24 protein-coding genes and 1 pseudogene are annotated in these 24098 nt (G+C 63.9%); 14 read left to right on the top strand and 11 right to left on the bottom strand.

Translation table 11 applies throughout. The features are described from left to right. Nucleotides 1-76 precede the first annotated feature (76 nt). Nucleotides 77-1321 carry a putative porin gene (locus tag ACQ4N9_RS23390; protein WP_390967195.1) on the bottom strand — a complete coding sequence of 415 codons (1245 nt, stop codon included), beginning with the start codon at nucleotides 1319-1321 and terminating at the stop codon, nucleotides 77-79. Nucleotides 1322-1560: 239 nt separating this feature from the next. Here ACQ4N9_RS23390 and ACQ4N9_RS23395 point away from each other — a divergent pair, with 239 nt between their 5' ends. Beyond that, complete coding sequence (locus ACQ4N9_RS23395; RefSeq protein ID WP_390967196.1) at nucleotides 1561-2688, top strand: GNAT family N-acetyltransferase; 1128 nt, start codon at nucleotides 1561-1563, stop codon at nucleotides 2686-2688. 34 nt (nucleotides 2689-2722) lie between these two features. Here ACQ4N9_RS23395 and ACQ4N9_RS23400 read toward each other — a convergent pair whose 3' ends face one another. The 5 genes from ACQ4N9_RS23400 to ACQ4N9_RS23420 form a co-directional block, all read right to left on the bottom strand. Then, the gene (locus ACQ4N9_RS23400) at nucleotides 2723-4348 is read right to left on the bottom strand and encodes a methyl-accepting chemotaxis protein (RefSeq protein WP_390967197.1); all 1626 of its coding nucleotides are present in this window, start codon (nucleotides 4346-4348) and stop codon (nucleotides 2723-2725) included. 90 nt (nucleotides 4349-4438) lie between these two features. Further along, a complete protein-coding gene (locus ACQ4N9_RS23405; RefSeq protein WP_125859593.1) occupies nucleotides 4439-6271 on the bottom strand; it encodes an ABC transporter ATP-binding protein in 1833 nt (610 codons plus the stop codon). Nucleotides 6272-6333: 62 nt separating this feature from the next. Continuing rightward, nucleotides 6334-6891 (bottom strand): peptidylprolyl isomerase, encoded by a 558-nt coding sequence (locus ACQ4N9_RS23410; protein ID WP_390967198.1) that lies wholly within the window; start codon nucleotides 6889-6891, stop codon nucleotides 6334-6336. Next, on the bottom strand, nucleotides 6885-7697 hold the full coding sequence (locus ACQ4N9_RS23415) for an alpha/beta fold hydrolase (protein WP_390967199.1): 813 nt from the start codon (nucleotides 7695-7697) through the stop codon (nucleotides 6885-6887). The genes ACQ4N9_RS23410 and ACQ4N9_RS23415 overlap by 7 nt, the downstream gene beginning before the upstream one ends. Nucleotides 7698-7710: 13 nt before the next feature. Next, nucleotides 7711-8634 (bottom strand): LysR family transcriptional regulator, encoded by a 924-nt coding sequence (locus tag ACQ4N9_RS23420; protein ID WP_390967200.1) that lies wholly within the window; start codon nucleotides 8632-8634, stop codon nucleotides 7711-7713. Between the two features lie 50 nt (nucleotides 8635-8684). Between ACQ4N9_RS23420 and ACQ4N9_RS23425 the strand changes: the two genes are divergently transcribed. The 3 genes from ACQ4N9_RS23425 to ACQ4N9_RS23435 all read left to right on the top strand — a co-directional run bounded on the left by ACQ4N9_RS23425 (nucleotide 8685) and on the right by ACQ4N9_RS23435 (nucleotide 10864). After that, a complete protein-coding gene (locus ACQ4N9_RS23425; RefSeq protein ID WP_390967201.1) occupies nucleotides 8685-8999 on the top strand; it encodes a 3-phosphoglycerate kinase in 315 nt (104 codons plus the stop codon). Between the two features lie 110 nt (nucleotides 9000-9109). Further along, nucleotides 9110-9709, top strand: a complete 600-nt coding sequence (locus ACQ4N9_RS23430; protein ID WP_110995901.1) for an FMN-dependent NADH-azoreductase — start codon at nucleotides 9110-9112, stop codon at nucleotides 9707-9709. Nucleotides 9710-9991: 282 nt separating this feature from the next. Further along, nucleotides 9992-10864: a carboxylate/amino acid/amine transporter gene (locus ACQ4N9_RS23435; RefSeq protein ID WP_390967202.1), complete on the top strand. Its 873-nt coding sequence runs from the start codon at nucleotides 9992-9994 to the stop codon at nucleotides 10862-10864. A 17-nt stretch (nucleotides 10865-10881) separates the two neighbouring features. Here the strand turns inward: ACQ4N9_RS23435 and ACQ4N9_RS23440 are convergent, their stop codons facing one another. Beyond that, a complete protein-coding gene (locus ACQ4N9_RS23440) occupies nucleotides 10882-12171 on the bottom strand; it encodes a mechanosensitive ion channel family protein (RefSeq protein ID WP_347148273.1) in 1290 nt (429 codons plus the stop codon). A gap of 145 nt (nucleotides 12172-12316) precedes the next feature. On the opposite strand from ACQ4N9_RS23440, the gene ACQ4N9_RS23445 reads away from it, so the two are divergent. The 3 genes from ACQ4N9_RS23445 to ACQ4N9_RS23455 all read left to right on the top strand — a co-directional run bounded on the left by ACQ4N9_RS23445 (nucleotide 12317) and on the right by ACQ4N9_RS23455 (nucleotide 14324). Next, on the top strand, nucleotides 12317-13639 hold the full coding sequence (locus tag ACQ4N9_RS23445) for a DEAD/DEAH box helicase (protein WP_125465075.1): 1323 nt from the start codon (nucleotides 12317-12319) through the stop codon (nucleotides 13637-13639). A 186-nt stretch (nucleotides 13640-13825) separates the two neighbouring features. Next, the gene (locus tag ACQ4N9_RS23450) at nucleotides 13826-14107 is read left to right on the top strand and encodes a BrnT family toxin (protein WP_390967203.1); all 282 of its coding nucleotides are present in this window, start codon (nucleotides 13826-13828) and stop codon (nucleotides 14105-14107) included. Next, nucleotides 14082-14324 carry a BrnA antitoxin family protein gene (locus ACQ4N9_RS23455; RefSeq protein ID WP_390967204.1) on the top strand — a complete coding sequence of 81 codons (243 nt, stop codon included), beginning with the start codon at nucleotides 14082-14084 and terminating at the stop codon, nucleotides 14322-14324. The genes ACQ4N9_RS23450 and ACQ4N9_RS23455 overlap by 26 nt, the downstream gene beginning before the upstream one ends. A gap of 12 nt (nucleotides 14325-14336) precedes the next feature. On the opposite strand, the gene ACQ4N9_RS23460 is transcribed toward ACQ4N9_RS23455, so the two are convergent. Continuing rightward, the gene (locus ACQ4N9_RS23460; protein WP_390967332.1) at nucleotides 14337-14606 is read right to left on the bottom strand and encodes a hypothetical protein; all 270 of its coding nucleotides are present in this window, start codon (nucleotides 14604-14606) and stop codon (nucleotides 14337-14339) included. A gap of 159 nt (nucleotides 14607-14765) precedes the next feature. Here ACQ4N9_RS23460 and ACQ4N9_RS23465 point away from each other — a divergent pair, with 159 nt between their 5' ends. Both ACQ4N9_RS23465 and ACQ4N9_RS23470 read left to right on the top strand, forming a co-directional pair. After that, the gene (locus ACQ4N9_RS23465; protein WP_110996368.1) at nucleotides 14766-15158 is read left to right on the top strand and encodes a transcriptional regulator; all 393 of its coding nucleotides are present in this window, start codon (nucleotides 14766-14768) and stop codon (nucleotides 15156-15158) included. A 106-nt stretch (nucleotides 15159-15264) separates the two neighbouring features. Beyond that, the gene (locus ACQ4N9_RS23470) at nucleotides 15265-16191 is read left to right on the top strand and encodes a DMT family transporter (RefSeq protein WP_390967205.1); all 927 of its coding nucleotides are present in this window, start codon (nucleotides 15265-15267) and stop codon (nucleotides 16189-16191) included. A gap of 25 nt (nucleotides 16192-16216) precedes the next feature. Here the strand turns inward: ACQ4N9_RS23470 and ACQ4N9_RS23475 are convergent, their stop codons facing one another. Further along, nucleotides 16217-17389: an MFS transporter gene (locus ACQ4N9_RS23475; RefSeq protein ID WP_390967206.1), complete on the bottom strand. Its 1173-nt coding sequence runs from the start codon at nucleotides 17387-17389 to the stop codon at nucleotides 16217-16219. Between the two features lie 107 nt (nucleotides 17390-17496). Between ACQ4N9_RS23475 and ptrR the strand changes: the two genes are divergently transcribed. Both ptrR and ACQ4N9_RS23485 read left to right on the top strand, forming a co-directional pair. Next, nucleotides 17497-18390 (top strand): putrescine utilization regulator PtrR, encoded by an 894-nt coding sequence (gene ptrR, locus ACQ4N9_RS23480; protein ID WP_316905101.1) that lies wholly within the window; start codon nucleotides 17497-17499, stop codon nucleotides 18388-18390. Nucleotides 18391-18516: 126 nt separating this feature from the next. Then, nucleotides 18517-18645 carry a PA1414 family protein gene (locus tag ACQ4N9_RS23485; protein ID WP_256206021.1) on the top strand — a complete coding sequence of 43 codons (129 nt, stop codon included), beginning with the start codon at nucleotides 18517-18519 and terminating at the stop codon, nucleotides 18643-18645. 80 nt (nucleotides 18646-18725) lie between these two features. Here ACQ4N9_RS23485 and ACQ4N9_RS23490 read toward each other — a convergent pair whose 3' ends face one another. Continuing rightward, nucleotides 18726-20105, bottom strand: a complete 1380-nt coding sequence (locus tag ACQ4N9_RS23490; protein WP_390967207.1) for a sodium:solute symporter — start codon at nucleotides 20103-20105, stop codon at nucleotides 18726-18728. Nucleotides 20106-20318: 213 nt separating this feature from the next. After that, nucleotides 20319-21269, bottom strand: coding sequence for an agmatinase (speB, locus tag ACQ4N9_RS23495; protein ID WP_110996363.1), 951 nt, complete (start codon nucleotides 21267-21269; stop codon nucleotides 20319-20321). Nucleotides 21270-21495: 226 nt separating this feature from the next. Between speB and ACQ4N9_RS23500 the strand changes: the two genes are divergently transcribed. The 3 genes and pseudogenes from ACQ4N9_RS23500 (at nucleotide 21496) to ACQ4N9_RS23510 (ending at nucleotide 24095) form a co-directional block, all read left to right on the top strand. Next, nucleotides 21496-22389, top strand: coding sequence for a LysR family transcriptional regulator (locus ACQ4N9_RS23500; protein ID WP_110996362.1), 894 nt, complete (start codon nucleotides 21496-21498; stop codon nucleotides 22387-22389). Between the two features lie 146 nt (nucleotides 22390-22535). Continuing rightward, nucleotides 22536-22832, top strand: a pseudogene (locus tag ACQ4N9_RS23505) (PAS domain-containing protein); the annotation flags it as partial. Between the two features lie 234 nt (nucleotides 22833-23066). Further along, on the top strand, nucleotides 23067-24095 hold the full coding sequence (locus ACQ4N9_RS23510) for a methyl-accepting chemotaxis protein (protein ID WP_374045897.1): 1029 nt from the start codon (nucleotides 23067-23069) through the stop codon (nucleotides 24093-24095). Nucleotides 24096-24098 lie beyond the last annotated feature (3 nt).

A 24098-nucleotide genomic window follows, 5' to 3' on the forward strand; every position in this document is an offset into this window, starting at 1 on the left:
CAGGCAAAAAAAAGGCAGGAAATGCTGGATGGGGTCAGCATTTCCCGCCTGAGTGCGAAGCAGGGGAGCGTGTCGCTTAGAACTTGGCTTCCAGGTCCACCTGCAGCGTGTCTACGTCAGCATCGCTGTTCGGCAGGTTGGAGTAGTCGGTCTTGGCCATCATGTAGGCCGCGCCGAGGGCGAAGTTCTTGTCGATCTCGTAGCCGACCTTGAACTTGTGGCCACGCGAACCGGTGAAACCGTTGCCGAAGTCGGAGTCGGTGAACAGGCTGACTGCGGCGTTACGCTGCACGTCGCGGTAGTTGTAGTCCATGCTCCAGGCACCTACTTTGGTTTTCAGGCCGGCCAGCCAGGCCTTGTCCTTGCCGTCGGTGCTTTCGGTGTTCTTGACGAACTGGCCGTAGGCCGACAGCGGAATGGCGAAGCCGGTGAAGTCCAGCTGACCGAAACCTTCCACCAGGTTGAACTCGTTGGTGGTGTTGCCCAGCGAGCGCAGTGCCGCCGATTGCTTGTCGTTGTCGTAGCCGTAGATGCTGCCGCCCACGGTGACCTTGAGGGTGTCGGCGGCGTTGAACTTGGTGCCCAACTGGCCGTGGTACAGCTGTGCGTCGTGCTTGAACTGCACGCCGTCGCCGTCGACGTTGTCCTTCAGGTTGTAGTGACCGAGGCTGCCGAACACTTCGGCAGGGCCCAGGTTGGTCTTGTAGGTGACGGCCAGGCCTTCGGGGTTGATGTCGCTGTCCCAGATGATGTCGCCCATGCTGACCCAAGGCTGCATCATCTTGCCGCCGATCAGGTGCAGGTTCGGCACCGCGGTGGGGTGCCAGTCGAGGTAGGCCAGGTCGACCCACAGCGATTTCTTCTCGAAGTAGTTGTCCAGGCTCTGGTTGGTCGAGCGGGCATCGGCGCTGCTGCCGGTGGCCACACGCACGCCGGCGTCGACCTGCGGGTTGATCTCGCTATAGAAGCCGACACGGGCACGGACGCGCTCACGGTCCTGGTTGCCGCTGCGGGCGATCGGGTTGTCGACGTTGACGTCCTCGTAACGCAGGCGCACATCACCCTTGATCTGGGTCTTGGCGGCCCATGCCACTTTTTGTTCAAAGGAGCTCATACGTTCGGACTGAGCTTTCTGGTCGGCCTTTTCCTTGGTTTCTTTTGCCAGGTCGCCTTGCAGTTCGTTGTACTGCGCCTGGTTGATCGAACCATTGGCGCGGAGCATTTCGAGCAGCTTGGCGTCGACAGCAGCACTGGCTGGAGTACTCAGAGCCAGCATCATGCCGGTGAGGCTCACTCCAGTAAGTGTAGAAACAAGACGCATAAGGTTCTCCCTGTTGAATAAAGTGGGGAGGCTCACGCGGCCGCCCCCGAGTTGGCATGCCTTCGGAAAAGCCCTGGCTAGACAGGTTCTGGGCTTCCGAAAAACAGGCGCCAGTATTGCGGGGGGGAATGACAGAATAATGTCCAATTGGTGGCACTGCTGTTAAGTGAACAGCAGTTCAATTGAGTGTCGCGGCTGCATTGGCAATACTGCCCACTTCAATTCAACGAGTCCCAATCGTGATCAGCCTTCACAGCCTTGCCCACCTGCGCGACCTGCCGGCGACCACCTGGGATGCACTGGTGCCCGCTGGCCAACCCTTCCTGCGCCACGCCTTTCTCAGTGCCATGGAAGACAGCGGCAGTGTCGCGCCTGACAACGGCTGGGCCGCCGAACACCTGGTGCTGGAGCGCGACGGTGAGGTGCGGGCGCTGCTGCCGGCCTACCGCAAGTGGCATTCGTTCGGCGAGTACGTGTTCGACCATGGTTGGGCCGACGCCTGCGAACGTGCCGGCATCGCCTACTACCCCAAGCTGCTCGGCGCTGTGCCGTTCAGCCCGGTCAGCGGGCCGCGCCTGTTGAGTACCGAGCCCGGCGACGCCCTGCTGTTGTTGCAGGCACTGCCGGAATACCTGGGCAAGGGTGGGTTGTCCGGGGCGCATATCAATTTCACCGACAGCGCCCTGGATGAGGCGATGGCTGGCCTGCCGGGCTGGATGGAGCGCCTGGGCTGCCAATTCCACTGGCGCAACCGGGGTTACCGCGACTTCCAGGACTTCCTCGACACGCTCAGCTCGCGCAAGCGCAAGCAGATGCGCAAGGAGCGCGAGCAGGTATCGGCACATGGCATCGAGTTCGCGTGGTACCGGGGCGATCAACTGAGCGAGGCGCAGTGGGACTTCGTCTACTTGTGCTACGCCAACACCTACACCGTGCGCCGCCGTTCACCCTACCTGACCCGCGAATTTTTCAGCCTGATTGCCGCGCGTATGCCCGAAGCGATCCGGGTGGTGATTGCCCGGCAGAATGGCCGCGAGGTGGCCATGGCCTTGAGCCTGGTGGGGGGCGACAGCCTCTACGGCCGTTACTGGGGCTGCCTGGACGAGTTCGACCGCCTGCATTTCGAGACCTGTTTTTATCAGGGCATGGACTTTGCCATTGCCGAAGGGCTGCAGCGTTTCGATGCCGGGGCACAGGGTGAGCACAAGCTGATTCGAGGGTTCGAGCCGGTGATCACCCGTTCGTGGCACTACCTGCTGCACCCGGGGTTGCGGCGGGCGGTGGAGGATTTCCTGTTGCAGGAGCGGGCCGGGGTGCTGGGGTATGCCGAGCAGGCGAAGGCAGCGCTGCCTTATCGCAAGGCTTGAGATTGTCAGGGCTGCAAAGCAGCCCCGTGGGCCCTCAAAGGGTAAAGCGCTTGACCAACCCATTGAGCCCGCTTGCCAGGCGCGACAGTTCCTGGCTCGAGGCATTGGTCTGCTGCGCACCCGTGGCGCTCTGCACCGACAGGTCGCGGATGTTGGTGAGGTTGCGGTCCACCTCTCGGGCCACCTGGGCCTGCTCTTCGGCGGCACTGGCGATCACCAGGTTGCGCTCGTACATCTCGCTGATCCCCGAGGTGATCTCCTGTAACGCGTGGCCAGCGCTCTGGGCCAGCTCGCGAGTATCGCGGGCGCGGGTGCTGCTGGTCTGCATGGCGGTCAGGGCCTGGCTGGCGCCGCTGCGCATCAGCGATACCATCTGCTCGATCTCCTGGGTCGAGTTCTGGGTGCGATGGGCCAGCGCGCGCACCTCGTCAGCTACCACGGCGAAGCCGCGGCCCGACTCACCGGCACGGGCGGCCTCGATGGCCGCGTTGAGCGCCAGCAGGTTGGTCTGCTCGGCGATGGCGCGGATCACATCCAACACCGTGCCCACTTTCTGGGACTGTTCGGCCAGTTGCCCCACCAGCGTAGCGGAGGCTGCCACTTCTTCGGCCAGGTCGCTGATCGCCTCGATGGTCTGCGACACCCGGGCCTGGCCCTGCTGCGCCGACTGGGTCGATTGTCGCGAGGCTTCGGAGGTGGACACGGCATTGCGCGCCACTTCTTCGACCGCTGTGCTCATTTCGTTGACGGCGGTGGCGGCCTGCTCGATTTCGTCGTGCTGGCGAGTGATGCCGCGTCCGGCTTCCTCGGTGACCGCGTGCAGCTCTTCGGAAGCCGCCGCCAGTTGCGTGGAGGAACCGGAGATCTCGCCCAGGGTGTCGCGCAGGCGGTCGCGCATCTGTGCCAGTGAGTGCTGCAACTGGCTGACTTCGTCGTTGCCGCTGGCGGCGATGGCGTTGCTCAGGTTGCCCTCGGCCACTTGCTTGGCTGCCAGTACCGCATCCTTGAGCGGCTGCACGATGCTGCGAGTGAGCAGCCAGGCCAGGGTGACGGTGAACAGTGCGGCCAGCAGGATCACGCCGATGACGATGGCTCGGGACTGGTCATAACGCTCGGCCGCCTGGTTACCCTCGCGTTCGATGCTCTTGGCATACAGTTCGCCCAGCTCGGCCAATTGCGCGCCGGTGCCGTCGACGACCGGCTTCATGTCTACCAGCACCAGTTTGTGCAGGGCGACGATGTCGCCGCGCCGGGCCAGCGAGAAGGAGTCGGCCATGCCTTTCTGGTAAGTCGCGAAGTCGCGCTGGAACTGCTGGTAGATGCGGGATTCTTCAGGGGTGTCGACGAACGCCTCGTAGTCCTTGATGTTCTGCATCAGGACCTTGTTGCGGGCTTCGTACTGGCTGACATAGGTGTCGACATTGGCCGGGTTCGGGTCGAGAGCAACGCGCAACGAGATGGTTCGTACCCGCAGCATGTTTTCGCGAATGGTGTCCACGGTGCGGATGCTGGGCACCCAGTTTTCTTCCATGGCCGTGGCCGAGTCACGGATGTCGTCCATCTTGGCAAGGGAGAACATGCCAAGTAAGGCAACCATCAGTGCAATGCAGGCGAACCCCGATGTTGCTCGGGGCGCGATGTTCCATTGGCGTAACAGCATTACCACCTCGCCGGCCCACCAGGGCCCTCATGTTGTTGTACGACAACATATGTCGGCAGGGTGGGCGCGAGCTTGAGGCGACATGCACGGTCAGTCGACGCCGACGAAGCCACCGGTCTGGTGATGCCACAGCCGCGCATACAGCCCGTGCTGGGCCAGCAGTTCACTGTGGCTGCCGCTTTCGACGATATGCCCTTTGTCCAGCACCACCAGGCGGTCCATGCGGGCGATGGTCGACAGGCGGTGGGCGATGGCGATCACTGTCTTGCCCTGCATCAGCGTCTCCAGGCTCTCTTGAATCGCCGCCTCGACCTCCGAGTCCAGCGCTGAAGTGGCTTCGTCCATGACCAGGATCGGTGCGTTCTTCAGCAGTACCCGGGCAATGGCGATGCGCTGGCGCTGGCCGCCGGAGAGCTTGACCCCGCGCTCGCCGACATGGGCGTCAAAGCCGGTGCGGCCCTGGGCGTCGGACAACTGCGGGATGAACTCGTCGGCCTTTGCCCGTCGCACCGCTTCCCACACTTCTTCATCAGTGGCATCGGGGCGACCGTACAGCAGGTTGTCACGGATCGAGCGGTGCAGCAGCGAGGTGTCCTGGGTGATCATGCCGATCTGTGCGCGCAGGCTGGCCTGGTTGACCTCGGCGATGTTCTGGCCGTCGATGAGAATGCGCCCGGCCTGCACGTCGTACAGGCGCAGCAGCAGGTTGACCAGGGTCGACTTGCCAGCGCCGGACGGGCCGATCAGGCCGATCTTCTCGCCGGGGCGGATGTCCAGGTTGAGCGCATCGATGACCTGGCTGCCCTTGCCATAGTGAAAGCCCACGTGCTCGAAACGGACCGCGCCCTGGCTGACTTTCAGTGCCGGCGCATCGGGCTGGTCGCTGACCGTTACCGGCTGGGCGATGGTCTGCAGGCCGTCCTGGACCATGCCGATGTTTTCGAAGATGCCGTTGACCACCCACATGATCCAGCCCGACATGTTGACGATGCGGATCACCAGGCCCGTGGCCAGGGCAATGGCGCCGACGGTGATCAGCGACTGGCTCCACAACCACAGCGCCAGCCCCGTGGTGGCGACCACCAACAGGCCGTTGAGCGAGGTGATGACGACGTCCATGCTGGTGACGACCCGCGCGGCCAGTTGGGTTTTTTCGGTCTGCTCGCGGATCGCTTCACGGGCGTACTGCTGTTCGTAGTCGGTGTGGGCGAACAGCTTGAGGGTGGCGATGTTGGTGTAGCCGTCGACGATGCGGCCCATCAGTTTGGAGCGGGCGTCGGAGGAGATCACCGAGCGCTCTTTCACCCGGGGCACGAAGTAGTACAGCGCCGCGATGTAGCAGGCGATCCATACCAGCAGCGGCAGCATGAGCCGCCAGTCGGCTTCGGCGAACAGGACCAGCGAGCTGATGGCGTAGATCAGTACGTGCCATAGTGCGTCCACCGCCTGCACTGCCGAGTCGCGCAGGGAGTTGCCGGTTTGCATGATGCGTTGGGCGATGCGCCCGGCGAAGTCGCTCTGGAAGAAATTCAGGCTCTGCTTGAGCACGTAGGTGTGGTTCTGCCAGCGGATCAGGCTGGTCATGCCCGGGCTGATGGTCTGGTGCACCAGCAGGTCGTGCAGGCCGAAGAACAGCGGCCGCAGTAGCAGAATGACCACCAGCATCCAGATCAGCTCAGCGCTGTGCGCGCTGAAGAAGTTGGCGTTGGGCGTGCCCTGGGCCAGGTCGATGATCCGGCTCAGGTAGCTGAACATCGCCACCTCGATCAGCGAGGCGAACAGGCCGACGATCAGCAGGGCGAGGAAGCTGGGCCACACCTGGCGCAGGTAATAGAGGTAGAAGGGCCAGACCTTGCCGGGCGGCGCCTCGCTCGGCGCCTCGCGGAAGATGTCGATCAATTGCTCGAAACGACGGTACAGCATGGGTGAGGTAACTCCTGTTCCATCCGACCCTCAGGCGGTTCACATCCTTGTGAAGCCTGCGGTCAGTCGATGCGTTTGGCTGACTTGATGTACACCGGGTCGGCCGGCACGTCGCGCATGCCTTTCTTGACGGTGGTTGGCGAGTTGACGATCTGGTCGACCACGTCCATGCCCTTGGTAACCTTGCCGAACACCGCGTAACCACGGTCACGCCCGGGGTTGAGGAAATCGTTGTCGGCCACGTTGATGAAGAACTGGCTGGTGGCCGAGTTCGGGTCGGAGGTACGGGCCATGGACAAGGTGCCACGGGTGTTCTGCAGGCCGTTGCTGGCCTCGTTGCGGATCGGATCCTTGGTGTTCTTCTGCGCCATCTGGTCGGTGAAGCCGCCGCCCTGGACCATGAAGCCCGGGATCACGCGGTGGAAGATGGTGTTGTTATAGAAGCCGCTGTCGACGTACTCGAGGAAGTTCTTGGTACTGATCGGCGCCTTTTCTGCGTTCAGTTCGATTTCGACCTGGCCGAAGCTGGTGTCCAGCAGGACGTGCGGGGTCTTGTCGGAGGCCATGACGCTGGTGGCGAAGGCGAGCGAGCAGGCGGTGAGCAGGAGTTTTTTCAGCATGGGCTCAAAGATCCTTGAGAGGTGGAAGCGGCTGCGAGGAAGGGCAGCAGGGTACGGTTGAAGACTGCGGGTTGGTCCAGGGGCGTAGCGTGCCGGGAATCCTCGATGACCGCCAGTCGGGCTTGCGGCATCAGGGCGACGTAACGCTCCTTGAGTTGTATTGGTGTGTAATCGTGGTCGGCGGCGATCACCAGGGTAGGACAGGCGATCTGCCCGATGCGTTCCTGCACGCCCCAGTCGACGATGGCGTCGAAGCTTTTCAGATACGCGCGTTTGTCGTTGCGTGCCCAGCGTTCGGCCATCTTGCGCCGCAGTTCGGCCTGCTGGGGTTTGGGAAAGAGCCTGGCGGCCAGGCCCTTGCCCACCGTTTCGACGCTGAGCAGACGCGCCAGGCCCCAGCGCTTGAGCCACCAGACCCAGTCACTGCGGGTGCGGCGTTTGACTTCCGGCGCACTGTTGACGATGCACAGGCTGCGCAGCCAGGCGGGGTGGTCGACGGCGAACTGGAAACCGACCATGCCGCCCATCGACAGGCCCACGAAGTGCACGGGGCCGCTGCCAAGGTGCTGGAGCAGGGCCAGCAGGTCTTCGCTGAAGGTCTTGATGTGGTAGCCGCGCCGCGGCTTGGAGGATTGGCCGTGGCCGCGGATGTCCATGAGGATGACCCGGTAATGGCGGCTGAACTCAGGTACCTGCAGCTCCCAGTCCTGGCTGCTCGAACCCAGCCCGTGCAGCAGCACCAGGGGCTCGCCCTGGCCATGTTCCTCGTAATGCAGCAGGCATCCGTCATGTTCGAAACAGGCCATGGGCGCGGTCCTCTCAGGCTTGCGGGGGGGCTGCGAAGGGCACGTCCAGCGGCGCGGTGTCGAAGTTGCGCAGCAACTCGATGAGGATCTGCGTGGCCGGGCCCAGGGTCTTTTCCTTGCTCGAATAAAGGTAGAACAGTGGGTGGCGGCTGCCACCCTGATCCAGTTGCAAGGGCTTGAGCACGCCTTCGCGCAGCTCGCGTTCGATCATGTGCCGGGGCAGCCAGGCAAAGCCCAGGCCGCTGCTGACGAAGGTGGTGGCGGTGCCCAGGCTGCCCACCGTCCAGCGCTGCTCGGCGCCCAGCCAGCCGACGTCGCGCGGTTGGGCGCGGCCGGAGTCGCGGATCACCACCTGCAGTTGGCTTTCCAGGTCTTGGAAGGTGATCTCACGGCCCATGCGGTGCAAGGCGTGCTCGGGATGGGCGACGGCGACGAACTCCACCGGGCTGAGCTCGGTGCCCAGATAGCCACCGATGTTGAAGCTGCTGATGGCAAGGTCGGCGATGCCTTCGTGCAGCACTTCCTCGACCCCGGACAACACTTCTTCACGCAGGCGCACCCGGCAGCCGCGGCTTTGCGGCATGAACGCACTGAGGGCGCGTACCAGGCGGGCACTGGGGTAGGCGGCGTCCACCACCAGGCGCACTTCGGCTTCCCAGCCCTGTTCCATGTGGTGGGCCAGGTCTTCCAGTTGGCTGGCCTGCTTGACCAGCTGCCGCGAGCGGCGCAGCAGCACGCTGCCGGCCTCGGTGAGCACGGCCTTGCGCCCGTCGATGCGCAGCAGCGGCACGCCCAGTTGCTCCTGCATGCGCGCCACGGTGTAGCTCACCGATGACTGCGAGCGGTGCAGCGCTTCGGCGGCCTGGGCGAAGCCGCCGTGATCGACCACCGCCTGCAGGGTCCGCCACTGATCCAGGGTTACGCGCGGCGCTTTCATCCAGGGCTCCTGTTGTCCTAAGCTGCGCTCTTCTCAAGGAGAGCGCCGGTATGAAGAAATGTTGTGCGGCTGTGCTGTTGTGCCTGCCCCTGGGGGCCATGGCTTATCCCATCGATGTGGAGAAACAGACCGACGGGGTCAAGGTCGACTACACCGCCTATGACACCACCTACGACATCGGTTCGATCAACCTCAACAACTATGGGCAGGTGCCGGCGGCGTGCAAGGTCACGTTCCGCAATGGCCCCGAGGCGCCGCGCGTGCGCCGGGTCAATGTGCCGGCGGGCAAAAGCGTCGATGTAACGGCGAAGTTCAACCGCGAGATTCTCAAATTGCGCATCCAGGTGGACTGCAAAGCGGAATAAAACGGATTCATCGATAGATTGGTCCCACTTTTTACGCTTTTTTATCGATAGGTCAACCCTTAATCTCACCTCCATCGAATCGCCACCCTTTACCGCCGATGGAGGCACCCATGTCCCGCGTACTGATCATCGAAAGCAGCGCCCGCCAGCAGGATTCCGTTTCCCGTCAACTGACCCAGGATTTCATTGCGCAATGGCAGGCGGCGCACCCGTCTGACGAGATCAAGGTCCGTGACCTGGCCGTGGCCCCGGTGCCACACCTGGATGCCAACCTGCTGGGCGGCTGGATGAAGCCAGAAGAGCAGCGCAGCGCCGCTGAGCTGGAGGCCCTGGCCCGTTCCAACGCGCTGACCGACGAACTGCTGGCAGCCGACGTGCTGGTGATGGCGGCGCCGATGTACAACTTCACCATCCCCAGCACCCTCAAGGCCTGGCTCGACCACGTGCTGCGTGCCGGGATCACCTTCAAGTACACCCCGACCGGCCCGCAAGGCCTGCTGACCGGCAAACGCGCCATCGTCCTGACCGCCCGTGGCGGCATCCATGCCGGCGCCAGCAGCGATCACCAGGAACCTTACCTGCGCCAGGTGATGGCCTTCATCGGCATCCATGATGTGGACTTCATCCACGCCGAAGGCCTGAACATGAGCGGCGAGTTCCACGAGAAGGGCCTGAACCAGGCCAAGGCCAAGCTGGCCGCGGTGGCCTGAGGCTCAATGAATTCCCAACCCTGACACCTTGTTGCTCCTTTGGGTGTACCTGCCCGGTCATTGCGATGGCCGGGTTTTTTTATGGCTGGGACACAGCAAGTACCAATGCCGGCCTCTTCGCGGGTAAATCGCAGCGGCGAACCGCCGCTCCCACAGGTTATGCATGTTCCTGTGGGAGCGGGTTTACCCGCGAAGAGGCCGGCACAGCCCTTACAAACCTCATGGTTGAACTGCCCGGACGCAACCCGCTAAGGTCGCCGCCTTGATCCACGAGAGGCCACCATGGGCTACCTGATAATCGTCGCGCTGATCCAGGCGTACTCTTTCAACCTGATCGGCGAATACCTGGCCGGCCACGTCGACAGCTACTTTGCCGTGCTGGCCCGGGTGCTGCTGGCCGGGCTGGTGTTCCTGCCGTTGACCCGCTGGCGCCAGGTCGAACCGCGCTTCATGCGTTCCATGCTGCTGATCGGCGCGCTGCAGTACGGCATTACCTACGTGTGCCTGTACCTGAGCTTCCGGGTGTTGACCGTGCCTGAAGTGCTGCTGTTCACCATCCTCACGCCGCTGCACGTGACCTTGATCGAGGACGCCCTGAATCGGCGCTTCAACCCGTGGGCGCTGCTGGCTGCGCTGGTGGCCGTGGCCGGCGCGGCGGTGATCCGTTTCGACAGTGTCACGGGTGAGTTCTTCGTGGGCTTTTTGCTGTTGCAACTGGCCAACTTCACCTATGCCGCCGGCCAGGTGCTGTACCGCCATCTGGTGGCCCGCCACCCCAGCGACCTGCCGCACTACCGGCGTTTCGGCTATTTCTACCTCGGCGCGCTGCTGGTGGTGCTGCCGGCCTTCCTGCTGTTCGGCAATGCCCAGCACCTGCCGAGCACCGACACCCAGTGGCTGGTGCTGCTGTTCCTTGGGCTGTGCCCGACCGCGCTTGGCCTGTACTGGTGGAACAAGGGCGCCTGCCTGGTATCCGGCGGCACCCTGGCAGTGATGAACAACCTGCATGTACCGGTGGGGCTGCTGCTGAACCTGCTGATCTGGAACCAGGATGAGCCGCTGGGGCGGTTGGCCATCGGCGGCTCGATCATCCTGGCGTCGGTGTGGCTCAGCCGCTTGGGTGGGGTGCCCAGGGTTCAGCCAGCCTCACGTTGAGCCCCGCGATGGCGGCTTCAGGCTGGATCTGTCTCCATCAGCCTGCTCGTCGCCACCCTGGCCGCCAGCCCGGCGCGCATGTCATTGCCACTGGGCTGCTGATACAGGCTCAAGCCGAACTCCGGCAACACCGCCAGCAGGTAGTCGAAGATGTCGCCCTGGATGCGCTCGTACTCGGCCCATACCGTGGTGGTGGTGAAGCAGTAGATCTCCAGCGGCACGCCTTCGGCGGTGGTCTGCATCTGGCGCACCATGCAGGTCATGTTCGGGTGCACGTTGGGGTGGCTCTTCAGGTACGCCAGGGCAAACGCGCGGAAGGTACCGATATTGGTCAACTGCCGGCGGTTGGCCGACAACCCGGCGTTGTGGCCCTGGGCTTCGTTCCATTCGCGCAGCTCCTGGCGCTTGCCGGCCAGGTAGTCGCCGAGCAGGCGCACCTGGCCCAGGCGCTGTTCTTCTTCCTGGGTCAGGAAGCGTACGCCCGCAGCGTCGATGAACAGGCTGCGCTTGATCCGCCGTCCGCCGGATTGCTGCATGCCGCGGTAGTTGCGGAATGACTCGCTCATCAGGCGCCAGGTGGGGATGGAGACGATGGTCTTGTCGAAGTTCTGGACTTTGACCGTGTGCAAGGTGATATCCACCACATCGCCGTCGGCCCCGGCCTGGGGCATCTCGATCCAGTCGCCGACGTGGAGCATGTCGTTGCTGGTCAACTGCACGCTGGCGACGAACGACAGCAGGGTGTCTTTGTACACCAACAGCAGCACCGCCGACATGGCACCCAGACCCGACAGCAGCAACAGCGGCGAGCGGTCGATCAGGGTGGCGACGATGACGATGGCGGCGAAGATCCACAGCATCATCTTGGCCAGCTGCATGTAGCCCTTGATCGAGCGGGTGCGGGCATGTTCGGTGCGGGCGTAGATGTCCAGCAGCGCGTCGAGCAGGCACGACAGCGCGCGGGTCATGAACAGCAGGGTGATGGCCAGGGCGAGGTTGCCGAGAAAATGCTGGGCGGTGGCCGAGAGTTCCGGCACCAGCTTCAGGCCGAACTGCACCACCAGCGATGGAGTGGTCTGGGCCAGGCGGTGCAGCACCTTGTTGTGGCGCAGGTCGTCCAGCCATCTGAGCGCCGGTTGCCGGCCCAGCAGGCGGCTGGTGTGCAGGATCAGGAAGCGCGCCAGGCGGCCGATCAGCAGTGAGACGAGCAGCAGCACGGCCAGGCCGAGGGCGGCGTGCAGCAGCGGGTGTTGGTCGAGGGTGCCCCAGAGGTCGAGGGCATCGCGCCAGAATCGTTGGAGGTCCATAAGCGTAGGAAACGGTCTGTGTTGCGGTACGAAGCGGCATTAGAGCGTGGATCGGCGCAAAGTTGCCAAAAGAAATTCGGTTCTGGCGGCGGAAAACGTTACCCTATGCAACTTGAATTTTTCGCACTTGCCCGAGGTTACCCCCGTGTTTTCCCAATTCGCCCTGCACGAACGCCTGCTCAAAGCCGTGGCCGAGCTGAAATTTGTCGAGCCGACCCCGGTGCAGGCAGCGGCCATCCCCCTGGCCCTGCAAGGGCGTGACCTGCGGGTGACGGCACAGACCGGCAGCGGCAAGACTGCTGCATTCGTCCTGCCACTGCTCAACCGCCTGGTCGACCGCAGCGGCCCGAGCGTGGAAATCCGTGCGCTGATCCTGCTGCCGACCCGCGAGCTGGCCCAGCAGACCCTCAAGCAGGTGCAGCTGTTCTCCCAGTTCACCTACATCAAGTCGGGCCTGGTCACCGGCGGCGAAGACTTCAAGGAACAGGCCGCCATGCTGCGCAAGGTGCCGGATGTGCTGATCGGCACCCCGGGCCGCCTGCTCGAGCAGCTCAATGCCGGCAACCTCGACCTGTCCCATGTGGACGTGCTGATCCTCGACGAAGCAGACCGCATGCTCGACATGGGCTTTGCCGAAGACATGGAGCGCCTGTGCAAGGAGTGCGAGAACCGCAAGCAGACCCTGCTGTTCTCCGCCACCACCGGCGGCGCAGCCCTGCGCGACATGATCGGCAAGGTCCTCAAAGACCCTGAGCACCTGATGCTCAATAGTGTCTCGCAGCTCGCCGAAGGTACCCGCCAGCAGATCATCACCGCTGACCACGACCAGCACAAAGAGCAGATCGTGCAGTGGCTGCTGGCCAACGAGACCTACCAGAAGGCAATCATCTTCACCAACACCCGTGCCCTGGCCGACCGCATCTACGGTCATCTGGTGGCCAAGGAAGTGAAGGCCTTCGTACTGCACGGCGAGAAGGACCAGAAGGACCGCAAGCTGGCCATCGACCGCTTCAAGGAAGGCGGCTCCAAGGTGCTGGTGGCCACTGATGTGGCGGCGCGCGGCCTGGACATCGACGGGCTGGACCTGGTGATCAACTTCGACATGCCACGCAGTGGCGACGAGTACGTGCACCGTATCGGCCGTACCGGCCGTGCCGGTGGCGAAGGCCTGGCGATCTCGCTGATCACCCACAACGACTGGAACCTGATGTCGAGCATCGAACGCTACCTCAAGCAGCAGTTCGAGCGCCGTGTCATCAAGGAGGTCAAGGGTACCTACAGCGGGCCGAAGAAGGTCAAGGCCTCGGGCAAGGCGGCTGGCACCAAGAAGAAAAAGACCGAGAAGAAGACCGGCGACAAGAAGGGCGCCGCCAAGCGCAAACCGACCGCCAAGCCGAAGGCCAATGCGCCATTGGCCAGTTCCGATGGCATGGCGCCGCTGAAGAAGCGCAAGCCAGCGGCTGAGTAAGCGCTGTTTGATGCAAGCCCGCCACTGCAAGGGTGGCGGGTGATTTCGCGCTTTCCCCAAGCGTGCGTAGCCCATTTCCCAAACTGCTCCTCGGCCCAGGCATTTTGCTGCCTGGCTTCCAGAATACCTCTGGCATGTTTTCGCTGGCAGGAGTAGCGTATGTACAACTGTAAATACGAAAGTCCCATGCGTTTTGAATGGGACGAGGAAAAGAACCAGCTGAACATCCGCAAGCACGGTATCGATTTCAATGAAGTGCCCGACATGTTCCGGCACCCGATGCTGGTGCTCAAGGATGAGCGGTTCGACTACGTGGAACCACGCTGGATCAGCATGGGCTGGATCAATGCCTGGGTCAGCGTGGTCGCCTACACCGAACGGCAAGGGGATGTGATCCGAGTCATCTCCGCCAGAAGAGCCACCCGACGCGAGGAAATGCGCTATGTCGAAACCATCCATAAACAGTGATGAACACACTGGTCGCGGGCCGATCGACACCTCGGATATCCCCGAGCTCGACGACGACTTCTTCCGCCAGGCCGAGCTTCGGTTACCGGCCAAACAAACCGTGACCATTCGCCTCGACGCAGACGTACTGGCCTGGTTCAAGGACCAAGGCAGTGGCTACCAGACCCGAATCAACCAGTTGCTGCGCCAATACATGCTGGCCCAGCAGCGCCGCTGAAGCAGGCGCTGCTCAGGTTTTTTTCTCGGCTTCCTTCAATTCCTTGATCCGCTTGTCGATCAGTTGGCACTTGTCCGGCAAATCCTTGCTCGCCGTGCCGAGCTCCATGCCTTGCAGCTCGTCGTTTATTTCTTTGGCTTTCTGTGGGTTCTGCTCGGTCAGCTGGGCAACCAGCCCGGCCAGTTCCTCGCGCTTTTGTGTAGCTTCTTCCGGCGTGCAGGCCCAGGCGGGCAAGGCGCACACCAGGCTGGCAAGCATTGCGGCGCGGTAGAGGGGTTTCATCATCTTGGCCTCTGATGGTCCTGCTAGGTGTGAGGGTCGGGGCAATTTGAAAGTTCAGATTGCCTGGGATGCCATCGGCAGCTTGCCGATCTGAACGGCGGGCGGCTTCTGTCGGTCCCACCTTGTGTAACCCATCCGTTCATTGCAGGAGGCCATTCCATGAGCCGCTACGACTGGGACCTGATCGAGCGCTTGCTGCACGAGGTGCAGAACGGCGCCGGTCATAGCTTCACGCCACGCCCCTATGCCGAACAACACGCCGCAGCGCTGGCTGCAAATGGCCAGGCACCGGGCGACCTGGACCATCTGAAAACCCGCGCCTGCGAGTACGAGAAGCTTCTGTTCGAACGTGGCTTCATCGCCAGCCGGCCTGAAGAAGACGGCGGCAATGGAGAGAACTTCGTGCTGACCGAGCGTGGCTCACGCCTGCTCAGCCTCATCGACAGCAGCATCCCGGGTTTCGGCCATCCGCGCGAAGTCCTTGACCGGCAGGAGGATGCGCTGGACGAAAACACCTTCGACCAGGTTTCGGCAAACGCGCAGATCGCCTGAGGTCGTTTTGAGGCTGGCAAGTGGCGGGCTGAACGGCTGATAATCGCCGTTCGTCTGCCACTGCCGAGCCCTTGATCATGTCTGTAGAAATCCAGTTGGCCCGCTTATGAGCGAGGTCCGCAAGAACCCTGACGCCTTTGCCCTGCAGGTGATGCTGGGGCTGTGCCTGATCTGGGGCTGCCAGCAGGTGCTGATCAAATCCGCTGCCGTTGACATTGCCCCGGTGATGCAGGCGGCGTTCCGTAACGGCATCGCCGCCGTGCTGGTAGGGCTGCTGGTCTGCTTCAAGGGAGGCTGGGGTCTGGTGGGTATCACCTGGCGTGCCGGGGTGCTGGCCGGTGCGCTGTTCGGGCTGGAGTTCCTGTTCATCGCCGAGGGGCTGAAGCTGACCTCGGCGGCGCACATGTCGGTATTCCTCTACACCGCGCCGATCTTCACCGCCCTGGGGCTGCATTTCATGATGCCCAGCGAGCGACTGCGTCTGTTGCAGTGGCTTGGCATCCTGCTGGCGTTTGCCGGCATCGCCCTGGCATTCGCCGGAGGCGTCTCGTTCGAGCAGCTCGATGGGCGCATGTTGCTGGGTGACGCCCTGGCTATCCTGGGCGGCTTGGCCTGGGGCGCGACCACGGTGGTGGTGCGTTGTTCGCGGTTATCCGAGGCGCCGGCGACCCTGACGCTGTTCTACCAACTGGCGGTGGGTTTCGCCGGGCTGCTGCTGATGGCCCTGGTGAGCGGGCAGATCGCTGATTTCGCGCTGACCCCGCTGGCGGTTGGCAGCGTGCTGTTCCAGGGCATCGTGGTGTCGTTCGTCAGCTATTTGACCTGGTTCTGGTTGCTGCGCAAGTACCTGGCTTCGAACCTGGCGGTGTTCTCCTTCATCACGCCGTTGTTCGGGGTGACCTTTGGCGTCGTGCTGCTGGACGAACCGCTGAGCTTGAACTTCGTGCTCGGCGCGGTGCTGGTGCTGGTGGGGGTGATCATGGTCAGTGCCGAGGCTTGGGTGCGGCGGCAACTGCGCAGGGTCGTGGGGTAGCTGGCGAGCGACAGGGGCGCCAGGCTCAACCCGCCTGGCGCAGGCCAAGGCATGACGCAGATCGTGGTACGGCCCCCGTCAGTACCAGTACCCCGGCCAGCCCCAGCCCCGCAGCAGCCATCACCAGCGCTGGCTGCAAGCCACCACTGAAGTGGCTGCTCAAGGCCGCCAGCAGCGGCCCGCTCAATTGCCCCAGGGCAAAGCACGCGGTCAGCAGCCCGGCATTGCGCTGGGTCGCATGGGGCGCCAGTTCCCGCGAGCGCTGCATCACCAGTTGCATGCAGGCCAGGAATGGCCCACCGCAGAGCACTACCCCCAGGCCCAGCCCGATGCCGCCGCCTTGCAGGCAGGCCAGCACACCCAGGCCTTGCAGCCAGAGCGTGGCGGTCAGCCACGCCGAGGTGCGCCCTGGGCGGCGCAGGCTGACGACGACCACGCCCAGCGCCGCCGATAGGCCGAATGCCGGCCAGAACAGATCGGCCATCCACTGCCCTTGGAACTGCTGGTTGGCCATCTGTGACAGGAAGGTGGCTGGCAAGATATAGCCGATGCCGTACAGCCCATACACCAGACCCAGGCGGCCGATACCCTTGCCCTGTGTCGGGCCGCTGTTGCCAGTGGCCGCGACAGGCGCAGGCTCCAGGGCCCGTGGCAACCACCGCAGCACGGCCAGCAGCATCACCAGCGCCGCCATCGCGTAGATCAGCCACAGCGCCGCCGAGCCAAGCCCCAGCAGGTGCGCGCCGAGTGCCAGCAGGCCGGTGACGGCGATCCCGACACCGGGCCCGGCGAACACCAGGGCACCGAGGCGCTGTCGGCCATGGGCGTTGGCCAGTTGCTGGCTGAGGCTGGTGATCATCACCAATACCCAGGCACTGGCCACGCCCGTGCCGAAGCGCAGCAGCAGATGGCTCCAGAAGCCGTCGGCGGCCGCTGAGGCGAGGGTGAGCAACACGCAGAGCCACAGGCCGCCGTGCAGGCGCAGACGCACCTGGGCCGGCTGGCGGGCGAACATGCCGTCCACCGCACCGAGGAAGTAGCCCAGGTAGTTAGCGGCAGCGACCAGGCCACCTGCCGTCAGGTCGAACTGGCCCTCGGCGATCAGGCGGGGCAGTTGCGGGGTGAGGGCGAAACGGCCGATGCCCATGGCCATCATCAGGGCCACGGCGCTGGCCAGCAGTTGCACGAAGGGCGACATGGAGGCGTCTCCTGCTCGAAGGGGTGCGATGGATGGCAGGGTAGGGCGGATTGACTTTCAATAAAATTGAATAATGATGATCAAGTTGTTCTGTTTTAGAGAAAGATATGGAGTTCAGCCAACTACGTATCTTCCTGGCCGTGGCCGAGGAAGGTTCGATCACCCGCGCGGCCGAGCGCCTGCACCGTGTACCGTCGAATCTGTCGACGCGTTTGCGCCAACTCGAGGAGCAGCTGGGCGTGGAGCTGTTCCTGCGCGAGCGCCAACGCCTGCAACTGTCGCCTGCGGGCAAGGTACTGCTGGATTACGCCAACCGCCTGTCGGCCCTGCGTGACGAAGCGATGGCCGCCGTGCAAGGCGGGCAGCCGGCCGGTGATTTCGTGCTGGGTACCATGTACAGCACGGCGGCGATTCATTTGCCGGCGCTGCTGGCGCGCTATCACCAGGCCTACCCCGCAGTGAACCTGCAAGTCCAGGCCGGCCCCAGTGGCGATTTGCTGGAGGGGCTGCTCAGCCATCGGCTCGATGCCGCGCTGGTGGATGGGCCGCCAAGCCTGGCCGGGCTGGATGGCGTGCCCTTGTGTGAGGAAGAGCTGGTACTGATCACCAGCCCCGAGCATCCACCGGTCAGCAGCGCCCGGGATGTGGCTGGCAGGGCGGTGTTCACCTTCCGCCAGGGTTGCTCCTACCGTATGCGCCTGGAGGCCTGGTATGCCCATGCCCACACGCCCATGGGGCGAGTGATGGAGATCGAGTCGTATCAGAGCATGCTGGCCTGTGTGATCGCAGGCGCCGGGGTGGCGCTGATGGCGCAATCGATGCTCGACAGCCTGCCGGGGCGTGACCGGGTGCGTGCCCATCGCTTGCAAACGCCATTCGATCAGGCGGTCACCTGGTTGATGTGGCGCCAGGGCATGCGTGGGGCCAATCTGCAGGCGTGGATCGAATTGCAACAAAGCGAAACGATTGACCGACCGTCGGAAGCTGTCGCCTGCGCTTGATCCGGGTCAAAATCGCCCATATCTGTAAGAACAGGCGCATGCGTAATGCAGGACATCGGACTATGATCTGTATGACGCATCGCAGGATTGATTGACCGTGAGGCTGAACCCGTCAAGGGGGCATTTATGAACGAACGCATGTATAACTGGCTCCACGACCTAGCCGTCGCCCTGGGCTTGCTCCCGCCACCTCTACAGCCGGTGCCGATCCCTACCGACGAAGAACAGCGCAAGCGCCAGCCGCGTCGTCGCTGATACACCAGGCAAAAGGCCGCCGCATCTTACGATGCGGCGGCCTTTTGCATTGAGGGTGCAGCTAATCGCGGGGGGTGGCGTCAGGCCAGGTTGACTGCCGCAGCCGGCTTGCGCGACGCCAGGCTGACCACCACGAAGCTCACCAGGCCGATCGCCAGGCTGTAGTAGATCGGCGAGTTGGCATCCAGGCCATCCTTGAACATGAAGAACAGCGCGGTGACAAAGCCCAGCGACATGCTGGCGATGGCTCCGGCGGTGGTCGCACGCTTCCAGAAGATCGCCCCCATCAGCGGGATCAGCATGCCGCCCACCAGCAGGTTGTAGGCCAGGGTCAGGGCGCTGATCACATCGTTCACCGCCAGGGCGATGCCCAGGACCACCAGGCCGGTCAGCAGGGTGAACAGGCGGTTGATGCCCAGGCTCGACTGCTTGCCGCCGCGCAGCTTGGGTAGCAGGTCTTCGGTCAGGGTGGTCGAGGCGGCCAGCAGGCCGGCACTGGCGGTGGACATCATCGCAGCCAGGGCGGCGGCCATCAGCAGGCCACGGATACCTTCAGGCAGCTGGCCCTTGATCATCTCGGCGAATGCATTGTTCGGGTTGGCCAGGTCTGGCATCAGCACGTGGGCGGACATGCCGATCAAGGCGCAGGCCAGGCCGTACAGTACGCAGTAGACACCCGCAGTGGTGCCGGCGCGCTGGCAGACCTTCTCGTCACGGGCGGTGAATACCCGCTGCCAGATGTCCTGGCCGATCAGGATGCCGAAGAAGTAGATCAGGAAGTAGGTGATGATGGTGTCCCAGCCGATGGTGGTCCAGCTGAAGCTGGCCGCCGGCAGCTTGGCCACCAGGGTGTCCCAGCCACCGGCCTTGTACAGGCACACCGGCAGCAGGATGAACATCAGGCCCACGGTCTTGATCACGAACTGGACGATGTCGGTCAGGGTCAGCGACCACATGCCACCGATGGTCGAGTACACCACCACCACGCCACCGCCGAACAGCAGTGCCATCCAGAACGGCACGTCGAGCAGTACCTGCAGCACGGTGCCCATGGCCAGGGTCGAGGTCACGCCGATCATCAGCGCATAGGCCAGCATGATTGCCGCACTGGCCTGGCGCGCCATGGGGTTGTAGCGGCGCTCCAGCACCTGGGTGACGGTGAAGATCTTCAGGCGCAGCAGCGGTTTGGCGAGGAACAGGTTCAGCGCGATGATGCCCAGGCCCAGCGCGGCGCACAGCCAGAAACCGGAGATGCCATGCACGTAACCCAGGCGCACGGTACCGACGGTGGACGCGCCACCGAGCACGGTGGTGGCCATGGTGCCCATGTACAGGGTCGGGCCGAGGTTGCGCCCGGCCACCAGGTAATCTTCGTGGGTCTTCGCACGTCGCATGCCGTACCAGCCAAGCGCGAGCATGCCGGCGGCATAGATCAGTACAACGATGATGTCCAAGGCCATTGGGGGTCTCCCGATTATCTTTATTATGGCGAGATCGGCCGTCCGGGCGGGTTCACGCGCCCGGCGGTCCTGTGATGTGTTGGCGGGCCTCTATGGCCCTCCCGAATGGCTCCTGCCGGGGTGTATCCATGGCTCGACGGGCTGTTGTGGGAGCGGGCTTGCCCCGCGATTGCTAGCGCGGGGCAAGCCCGCTCTCACAAGCCTTCATTCCAATCAGCGGCGTACCACCCCTGGCAGCACGCAGAGCATTTCGAACAACAGGTTGGCGCCCAGCAGCGAGGTGTTGCCGGTGGTGTCGTAAGGTGGGGAGACTTCGACCAGGTCACAGCCGATCAGGTCCAGGCCGTGGCAGCCGCGGATGATCTCCATCGCCTGGATGGTGGTCAAGCCGCCGATTTCCGGAGTGCCGGTACCAGGAGCCCAGGCTGGGTCGATGCCGTCGATGTCGAAGGACAGGTAGACCGGGCCACCACCGACTTTCTCACGCACTTCGGCCATCAGCGGTTCCAGCGATTTATGCCAGCACTCTTCGGCCTGGACTACGCGAAAGCCCTGGCGACGGCTCCAGTTGAAGTCGTCGGCGGTGTAGCCCTGGGCGCGCAGGCCGATCTGCACCACGCGGTCGCAATCGAGCAGGCCTTCTTCCACGGCGCGGCGGAAGGTGGTGCCGTGGGCGATCTTCTCGCCGAACATGTGGTCGTTGACGTCGGCGTGGGCGTCGATGTGCACCAGGCCGATCTTGCCGTGCTTCTTGTGCAGCGCGCGCAGGATCGGCAGGGTGATGGTGTGGTCGCCGCCCAGGGTCAGCGGGATGACATTGTGCTCGACGATCTCGTCGTAGGCTTCTTCGATGATGCGCACGGCGTCGAGCAGGTTGAAGGTGTTGATCGCCACGTCACCGATGTCGGCGACCGACAGCGAGTCGAACGGGGCGGCGCCGGTGGCCATGTTGTACGGGCGGATCATCACCGACTCGGCGCGGATCTGCCGTGGGCCGAAGCGGGTGCCCGAGCGCAGCGAGGTACCGATGTCCAGCGGCACGCCGATGAAGGCGGCGTCCAGGCCTTGGGCGCTTTGCAGGTGGGGCAGGCGAAGCATGGTGGCGATGCCGCCGAAACGCGGCATTTCGTTGCCGCCCAGTGGTTGGTGGAGAGTCTTGTCCACGGTGGGCCTCATCAGTCGGTCGATTGTTATGTTTGTTCGAACCTGTGCCGCCGCGCGCCTCGAAGAACGATGGGGGCCGGCGGGCAGGGACATTTCGCCGCAGTCTGCGCAAGGTAGTGCGGCGGAAGAATCGCTACCGACAAATACTTACTTCAGGAATTTCTGAACTATCCGCCTGAAGGCGCGTTAGACTCTGGCGATTTCCAGCCCGCGGAACCCACGCCCCATGGCCTCATCGCTGCCCGACCTGAAACTGCTGCGCATCTTCGCCAGCGTGGTGCGCCACCAGGGGTTCGCCAACGCCCAGCGTGACCTCAACCTGTCGACATCGGCCATCAGCACCTACATGAGCCAGCTGGAGGGCGCCCTGGGTATCGTCCTCTGCCACCGTGGCCGTGGTGGTTTCAGCCTGACCAGCAAGGGCGAGCTGTTCCATCAGGAGACCCTGCGCCTGCTCGGCGAACTGGATGGTTTCGAGCAGTACGCGGCGGCGCTCAAGGGCGAGCTGCGTGGCACCCTCAACCTCGGGGTGATCGACTCCACGGTGGGTGATCGCGCGCTGCCGCTGGCCGAGGCCATCGGCGCCTACAGCCAGGAGCATCCGGGGGTGCACCTGCACCTGTCGGTCTCCAGCCCCTACGAATTGCAGCTGGGCGTGCAGGACAACCGCCTGGACCTGGCCATCGGCGCCTTCTCTTCGCGCATGAGCGGCCTGGTGTACCAGCCGCTGTACCGCGAGCAGCACTGGCTGTACTGCAGCAGCCGCCACTCGCTGTTCGCCGAGCGGCGCATCCCGGAGCCGGTGATCACCCAGCAGCGCATGGTCGGGCGCGGTTACTGGAGCCAGGCCGAGCTGGCCCGCCACGGCTTCAAGCACAGCGCGGCGACGGTGGAGAGCATGGAGGCGCAGCTGATCCTGATTCTCTCCGGCGCCTACATCGGCTACCTGCCCGAGCACTACGCCCAGGCCTGGGTCGACAAGGGCGACTTGCGGGTATTGTCGCCGGCCACCTTTGGTTACCAGGCGCCGTTCTCGCTGATCATCCGCCGCGGCCGCAGCCGGGAACCCTTGATCCAGACGTTCCGCGACCTGCTCAAGAGCCAGCTCAACGTTGGCTGAACAATGTCGTTTTCAGCTCATTCCGTCAGGTCGGTAAAAATTCCTGCAAAACTTGACCACTGACGTGATGGCCTTCTGCTAAACATCTACTTGCTTTGATGAATTTCCCACTCATCTGGATAAGCAAGGGATCGCCAACGATGCGCATGAATTTGCCCGTCACCGAACACGAAAGAACCTTTCCCAACCACCAGCGGCTGATTTCCACCACCGACCTCAACAGCCGCATCACCTACTGCAACGACGCTTTCGTGGCCATCAGCGGTTTTACCTACGACGAACTTGTCGGCCAGACACACAACCTGGTGCGTCACCCGGACATGCCGCCGTCAGTCTTCGGCCATATGTGGGACACCATCAAGCAAGGCAAGCCCTGGATGGGGGTGGTCAAGAACCGCGCCAAGAACGGCGATTTCTACTGGGTCAGCGCCTATGTCACGGCGGTGTACGAGAACGGCCGCATCAGCGGCTACGAGTCGGTGCGTTCGGTGCCCACCCGCGAGCAGATCCGCCGTGCCGAAGCGCTCTACGCGCGCTTGCGCGCCGGTCGCTCGCCGGTGGCGTTGGCCGCGCGCCTGGGCCATGGCATCGGTCACGGCTGGCCGTTGATCGGTGCCGGGCTGCTATCGGCCGCCGGCTATCTGTGGTTGCCCCAGTACGCCGCACTGGGGGTGCTGATGGCCAGCCTGCTGGCGGCCTGGTACCTGGTCGAGCACCGGCAGAACCAGGCCATCCGCCGTACCCTGCAGGAGCATCCCAAAGCGTTCACCAGCCCGCTGGTGGCCCTGACCTACAGCGACAACCCCGGCCTGCAGGGCCAGCTCGACCTGGCGATCCTCAGTGAAGAGGCACGTCTGCAGACCGCGCTGACCCGCCTGGTGGACGCCGGGGTCGGGGTCAAGTCGCGGGCCGCGCAGTCCGCCGACCTGTCTGACGCCCAGGCGCAGATGCTCGACCGCCAGCGCAGCGAAACCGACCAGTCGGCCACCGCCATCGCGCAGATGGCGGCGACCATCCAGCAGGTCACACACAACGTGCAGAGCACCGCTCATGCCGCCAGCGACGCCGACCAGCTGGCCCAGCAGGGCAGCGACCTGGCCCAGCAGAGCCTGCGCGCGATGGGCAGCATGAGCGAGGCGGTGAGCGATATCGGCCAGGCGGTCAATGCCCTGGCCGAGCAGACCCAATCGATCGGCAGCGTGGTGGACGTGATCACCTCGATTGCCGAGCAGACCAACCTGCTGGCGCTCAACGCCGCGATCGAAGCCGCCCGTGCCGGTGAACAGGGCAGGGGCTTTGCCGTGGTCGCCGACGAGGTCCGCTCGCTGGCCCAGCGTACCCGCGCCTCCACCGAGGAGATCCACCACATCATCGCCGGCCTGCGCACCGGGGCCGACCGTGCGGTGGCCAGTGCCAGCCGCGGCCAGCAGATCTCCAGCGACAGCGTGCACAGTGTCGAGGCGGTGCAGGAGGCGTTGTCCGGCATCGCCCAGGCGGTCAGCCGCATCACCGGCATGAGCCAGCAGATGGCCACGGCGTCCGAGCAGCAGAGCCACGTGGCCGAAGACATCAACCAGCAGATCGTGCGCATTGCCCAGTTGTGCGATGAAAGTGCCGGGCAGGCCAGGCAAGGGGCCGAGATCAGCCAGGACCTGGAGCGCATGGCGGAGTACCTGCATAGTCTGGCGGAGCGGTTCAACCGGTAGTGA

Origin of the sequence: Pseudomonas sp. ES1 (assembly GCF_050586605.1) — a bacterium.
Classification (GTDB): domain Bacteria; phylum Pseudomonadota; class Gammaproteobacteria; order Pseudomonadales; family Pseudomonadaceae; genus Aquipseudomonas; species Aquipseudomonas sichuanensis.